This is a genomic window from Streptomyces aurantiacus, assembly GCF_001418335.1.
GTDB classification, from domain to species: Bacteria; Actinomycetota; Actinomycetes; order Streptomycetales; family Streptomycetaceae; genus Streptomyces; species Streptomyces aurantiacus.
Genome location: NZ_LIPP01000509.1, coordinates 1 through 4,348, shown reverse-complemented (window position 1 = coordinate 4,348; position 4,348 = coordinate 1). Strand labels below are relative to the sequence as shown.

The window sequence follows — 4,348 nt, the reverse complement described above, 5'->3', positions numbered from 1 at the left end:
CCACGGGGAGTTCGCGGCGGCACGCATGGACACCGCCTTCTACGAACGCCACCTCGCCGATCTCACCGCGCCGGCCCCGGACCCGTACGCCCCGCTGGCCGCCGCGAACTCCCCGTGGCGCAGGGACCGTACGAGGAGTTCACGGTTGGTGACCGGGCCGTGGATCGTCGCCCGATCCAGGGCGCCGGCGAGTCTGCGGATCGCCTCGGCCCGGGTGGGCGCGTGGGCGACGGCCTTGGCGAGCATGGCGTCGTAGTGGACGCCGATCGTGTCGCCGTCCCCGTAACCGGTGTCCAGGCGGACGCCGGGCACGGACAGGCGGTGCAGGGTGCCGGTCTGCGGGGCCCAGTCCCGGGACGGGTCCTCGGCGTAGAGGCGGGCCTCGACCGCGTGACCGGACGGCGCGGGCGGGTCGCTCTCCAGGGCGGCGCCCTCGGCGACGCGCAGTTGAAGGGCGACCAGGTCGACCCCGAACACCGCCTCTGTCACGGGGTGTTCGACCTGGAGGCGGGTGTTCATCTCCAGGAAGTGCACGCGGTCCTCGGACGTGCGGTCCTCGGACGCACCGTCCCCGGAGACCAGGAACTCGACCGTGCCGGCACCCGTGTAGGCGATCGTGCGGGCGGCGGCCGTCGCCGCCGCGTACAGGCGCCGCTCCACGTCGGGGCCGAGGCCCGGTGCGGGGGCCTCCTCGATGACCTTCTGGTGGCGGCGCTGGAGGGAGCAGTCGCGGGTGCCGAGGGCCCAGACGGTGCCGTGGCCGTCGGCGACGATCTGCACCTCGACGTGCCGGGCGTGCTCGACGTACGGCTCGACGAAGACCGAACCGTCCCCGAAGGCACTCCCGGCCTCGGCGGACGCCGCGCTCAACTCGCGCTTCAGTACGTCGAGTTCGCGGACGATGCGCATGCCCCGGCCGCCGCCGCCCGCCGACGCCTTCACCAGGACCGGCAGGTCGGCCTGCGTCACCGCGTCCGGGTCCAGGGGCGCGAGCAGCGGCACCCCGGCGGCGGACATGAGCTCCTTGGCGCGGGTCTTGGAGGCCATCGCCTCGATCGCCTCGGGGGACGGCCCGACCCAGACGAGGCCCGCGTCGAGGACGGCCCGCGCGAAGCCGGCGTTCTCGGAGAGGAAGCCGTATCCGGGGTGCACGGCATCGGCGCCCGCCGCGACGGCCGCCTTCACGATCAGCTCGCCCCGCAGATACGTGTCGGCGGGCGACGCGCCCGGGAGGCGTACGGCGGTGTCGGCCACGCGCGCGTGGAGGGCGTCCTCGTCGGCGTCCGAGTACACGGCGACGGTACGGATGCCCAGCTCGTGACAGGTGCGGAAGACACGGCAGGCGATCTCACCGCGGTTGGCGACCAACAGACTCGAAATCATGGAACCTCTCACATCCGGAAGACGCCGAAGCCGCCGCGCGTGCCCTCGTAGGGCGCCGTGTGGATCGCGGACAGGCACAGGCCGAGGACGGTTCGGGTGTCGCGCGGGTCGATGACGCCGTCGTCGTACAGCCGCCCGGACAGGAACATCGGCAGGGACTCGGACTCGATCTGCTGCTCCACCATGGCGCGCAGGGCGGCGTCGGCGTCGTCGTCGTACGGCTGTCCCTTCGCGAGCGCGGACTGCCGGGCGACGATGGACAGGACACCGGCGAGCTGCTGCGGGCCCATGACGGCGGACTTGGCGCTGGGCCACGCGAAGAGGAAGCGCGGGTCGTACGCCCGCCCGCACATCCCGTAGTGCCCGGCCCCGTACGAGGCGCCCATGAGGACGGAGAGGTGGGGTACGCGGCTGTTGCTCACCGCGTTGATCATCATCGCGCCGTGCTTGATGATGCCGCCCTGCTCGTACTCCTTGCCGACCATGTATCCGGTGGTGTTGTGCAGGAAGAGCAGCGGGATGTCGCGCTGGTTGGCGAGCTGGATGAACTGGGCGGCCTTCTGCGACTCCTCGCTGAAGAGCACGCCGCGTGCGTTGGCGAGGATGCCCACCGGGTAGCCGTGCAGGGTCGCCCAGCCGGTGGTGAGGCTCGTTCCGTAGAGGGGCTTGAACTCGTCGAAGTCGGACGCGTCGACGACGCGGGCGATGACCTCGCGCGGGTCGAACGGCTGCTTGAGATCGCCGGGGACGATGCCGAGCAGTTCGTCCTCGTCGTACTTGGGTGGCTCGGCCGGGGCCGGATCGGCGTACGCCTTGCGGTGGTTGAGGCGGGCGACCACGCGCCGCGCCTGCCGCAGGGCGTCCCGCTCGTCGACGGCGAAGTGGTCGGCGAGGCCCGACACGCGCGCGTGCATCTCGGCGCCGCCGAGCGACTCGTCGTCGCTCTCCTCACCGGTGGCCATCTTCACCAGCGGCGGGCCGCCGAGGAAGACCTTCGCGCGTTCCTTGACCATGATCACGTGGTCGGACATGCCGGGGACGTACGCGCCGCCTGCGGTGGAGTTGCCGAAGACGACGGCGACGGTCGGGATGCCGGCTGCGGAGAGCCGGGTGATGTCCCGGAAGATGGCGCCGCCGGGGATGAAGATCTCCTTCTGGGAGGGCAGATCGGCGCCGCCCGACTCGACGAGGCTGATGCACGGCAGCCGGTTGGCGTACGCGATGTCGTTGGCCCGCAGGGCCTTCTTCAGGCTCCAGGGGTTGCTGGCGCCGCCGCGTACGGTCGGATCGTTGGCCGTGATCAGGCACTCGACGCCCTCGACGACGCCGATGCCCGTGACGAGCGAGGCGCCCACGGCGTACTCGGGGGAGTCGCTTCCCCAGGCGGCGAGCGGCGACAGTTCGAGGAACGGCGTGTCGGGGTCGAGGAGCAGCTCGATGCGTTCGCGGGCGAGCAGTTTGCCGCGCTTGCGGTGCCGGGCCACGTACTTCTCGCCGCCGCCCGCGAGGGCCTTCGCGTGCTCGGTGTCGAGTTCGGCGAGCTTGCCGAGCATCGCCTCGCGGTGGGCCGCGTAGTCGGCGGAGGAGGTGTCCAGGGCGGATGCCAGGACCGTCACAGCAGGGCCTCCGGGATGTCGAGGTGGCGGGAGCGCAGCCATTCGCCGAGGGCCTTGGCCTGCGGGTCGAAGCGGTGCTGCGCGGCGACGCCCTCGCCGAGGATCCCCTCGACGACGAAGTTCAGGGCGCGCAGGTGGGGCAGGACGTGGCGTACGACGGTCAGGTCGGCGGTCTCCGGGAGGAGTTCGCGCAGCCGGTCGGTGGTGAGGGTGTGGGCGAGCCAGCGCCAGGCGTCGTCCGTGCGCACCCAGACGCCGATGTTCGCGTTGCCGCCCTTGTCGCCGCTGCGGGCCCCGGCGACGAGACCGAGGGGTGCGCGGCGGACGGCCGAACCGGCCGGCAGGGGGGCGGGCAGTGGTGGTTCCTCGGCGGGCCGGAGTACGAGGGTGTCCTGGGCCGGCATGACATGGATCCGGCGCCCGTCGTGGAGGACTGCCACATGGTCCACGTCCACATGGGGGACGTAGACATCCTCGAAGACCCCATAGGGGGCGCCCTTTCCCGGGGGTGCCAACACATGGAATCCGGGGTAGCTGCCGAGGGCGAGTTCGACGGCGGCTCCGCCGAGGGTGCGGCCCACGGCTTCCTGGTCGGGGTCGCGCACAACGAGCCGGAGCAGGGCGCTCGCGGTCTCCTCGGTGGCCGAGTCGGGGCGGTCGGTGCGGACGAGTTCCCAACGGATGTCCGCGGGCCGGGACTTGGCGGCGGCGAGCGCGGCCTCCATCTGGGCCCGCGCGAACGCGGCCTTCGCCTCGATGTCGAGCCCGGTCAGCACGAAGACGACCTCGCCCCGGAAACCGCCGAGCCGGTTGAGCCCGACCTTGAGCGTGGGCGGCGGCGCCTCGCCCCGTACGCCGGCGCCCCCCACCCCCGTGATCCGTACCCGGTCGGGGCCCTCCTGGGTGAGGCGGACCGAGTCGAGGCGGGCGGTGACGTCGGGTCCCGCGTACCGGGCGCCGGCGGTCTCGTACAGGAGCTGGGCGGTGACCGTGCCGACGTCCACGACGCCACCGGTGCCGTCGTGCTTGGTGATGACGCTCGTGCCGTCCTCGTGGAGCTCGGCGACCGGAAAGCCGGGGTGGTGCAGGCGGGCCGGGTCGTGCTCGGCGAAGAAGGCGTAGTTGCCGCCGGTGGCCTGGGTGCCGCACTCCAGGACGTGCCCGGCGACGACGGCGCCCGCGAGGCGGTCGTAGGCGTCCGGGGCCCAGCCGAAGTGGGCGACCGCCGGCCCGGTGACCAGCGCGGCGTCGGTGACCCGGCCGGTGACGACGATGTCCGCGCCCTCGCGGAGGCAGGCAGCGATGCCTTCGCCGCCGAGGTAGGCGTGGGCGGCGAAGGCATCGCTGCC

General features: G+C 72.7%; 2 protein-coding genes and 1 pseudogene. All 3 read right to left on the bottom strand.

The window, feature by feature from the left end; genetic code table 11:
* Nucleotides 1–96: 96 nt before the first annotated feature.
* Nucleotides 97–1,383 (bottom strand): annotated as a pseudogene (locus AOK01_RS39625) (acetyl-CoA carboxylase biotin carboxylase subunit); the annotation flags it as partial.
* Nucleotides 1,384–1,391: 8 nt separating this feature from the next.
* Entirely contained in the window at nt 1,392–2,999 is a 1,608-nt protein-coding gene (locus AOK01_RS39620; RefSeq protein ID WP_055520433.1) for an acyl-CoA carboxylase subunit beta, read from the bottom strand.
* A partial coding sequence (locus tag AOK01_RS39615) for an acyclic terpene utilization AtuA family protein (RefSeq protein ID WP_055520431.1) occupies nt 2,996–4,348 on the bottom strand: 1,353 nt, incomplete at its 5' end. The genes AOK01_RS39620 and AOK01_RS39615, both read right to left, overlap by 4 nt.